The 1,781-nt window shown below is 35.1% G+C and carries 1 protein-coding gene; it reads left to right on the top strand.

Going from position 1 to position 1,781, the window contains the following annotated elements; translation table 11 throughout:
• The first annotated feature begins 145 nt into the window (after window positions 1–145).
• On the top strand, window positions 146–1,420 hold the full coding sequence (locus tag KA828_RS13020) for an ISL3 family transposase (protein ID WP_210126363.1): 1,275 nt from the start codon (window positions 146–148) through the stop codon (window positions 1,418–1,420).
• The last annotated feature ends 361 nt before the right edge of the window (window positions 1,421–1,781 follow it).

Here is a 1,781-nt window from a genome sequence, read left to right as displayed (position 1 = left end):
TTGGTTCTTCATCTTTTGTGGTGGGATGGCATGAAATGCTATCCCGCCTTTTATGTTTTTAATCATTTTAGATACAAAAAAAGCGCTCATGCCTCTATAATTTTAAGTGACCAAACAAAAAATCGAGAGGAGACATGATGCTCCTATGTGTAATGATATATTAAAACTACTAAAAATTAAAGATGAAAATATTCAAGTTATGAAGGTGGAGGAAGATGTAGAAGTGCGTGGTCAGCTTTCTACAGTTGTTTATGGAACCCTTTCTTATAAACCTGAAGCTTGTATGAAGTGTGGTTGTGTCAATGACGGGCAAATACATAAGCACGGTAAACGTGTTTCGCGTTTGACGTTGTTAAAATCTCAAGAGTCTAATGTTTATCTTAACTTAGCGAAAGAACGCTTTAAATGTTTACACTGTTCAAAGACTTTCACGGCTCAAACAAGCATTGTTGATAGTCACTGTTTTATTACGAATCGCGTGAAGTTAGCGATTCCACATAGACTCACTCGTGTACAATCCGAACTAGACATTGCCAATGATTGTAGTGTTTCACCGAGTACAGTTAAAAGATGTCTTCATAAACTTTCACAATCACTGACAGTCAAACCTTCATCAGGCTTACCCAGACATATCTCCATAGATGAGTTTAAAAGCGTTAAGAACGTGACAACGGCGATGAGTTTTCTGTTTGTAAATAATGAAACGAATCAGATTATCGATATTTTAGAAGATAGACGCATTCATAAGCTCAAAGAATATTTCTATCGCTTTGACCGACGTGAAAGAATAGCTGTTAGAACTGTAACAGCGGATATGTATGAGCCATATATTAACTTCGTTCATGAAGTATTCCCAAATGCGATTTTAATCTTTGATCGTTTTCATATCGTTCAGCACCTTAACCGTGAACTTAATAAGCAACGTATTTCTGTTATGAATGCTTATCGTTATAAATCTTCAATCGATTACACGAAACTGAAAAAACACTGGAGACTCTTCCTTTCCGACAGACAAGATATTAATAGCTATGAATACTTCTGGTCAAAGTCTTTCAAAACATACACAACCTCAAGAGATATTCTAGGGTATCTATTAAATCTTGATCAACAGCTCTATGACACATATATGTTAGTCCACCAACTTCGAGAAGCATTGAAACAATGTGATTGGTTACGTTTCAAAGAAATACTGCGAGGTGTCGAAAAGAAACAGGTATCGCGTGGTGTTTGGCGTGTGATTCGATTCTATAAGAAATACGAGTATGTCCTTTACGCAACAATCCAGCACCCTATGTTTAACAATGGAGCGATTGAAGGTATCAATAATAAAATTAAGCTAATTAAACGTGTATCGTATGGTTATCGAAACTTTAATAACTTTAAAGCCAGAATACTTATTATTTTCAAGTTGTATCAATGACGTAAAAAGCATGGTTTATTAATAAATGACGTCGCATAAATATTACGTAGTAATCGCTACTTAACATGTCACAAACACTCATATAACTATATGGCGTAACAATCATTTCTAATGCGAGACGCCTAAGGCAACAAGCCGAACTGAAAATCCATTTTGGCTTCCATTGTTTAACAAAGCCAAAATTAGTTAAAGTGAGGCGCCTTGGCAAGCGAGCATTAAAGAAATGATAGTACTCAAAAAGCGCACAATTAATAATTAACTGTACGCTTAAATGAATGTAGTGATTACTACGTGTTATGATTAAGTTAAATATAAAATTAGTTACTTTTAATTATCTGCCCACCACAAAAGATGAACATCC

The sequence above is a fragment of the Staphylococcus sp. GDY8P85P genome (assembly GCF_017892405.1).
GTDB classification, from domain to species: domain Bacteria; phylum Bacillota; class Bacilli; order Staphylococcales; family Staphylococcaceae; genus Staphylococcus; species Staphylococcus borealis.
The sequence above is the reverse complement of the archived record's forward strand: the minus strand, read 5'-3'. Positions and strand labels throughout refer to the sequence as shown.

Coding starts and splice junctions, on each gene's coding strand:
- KA828_RS13020 (WP_210126363.1), top strand. CDS start 146: ATGTGTAATGATATATTAAAACTACTAAAAATTAAAGATGAAAATATT.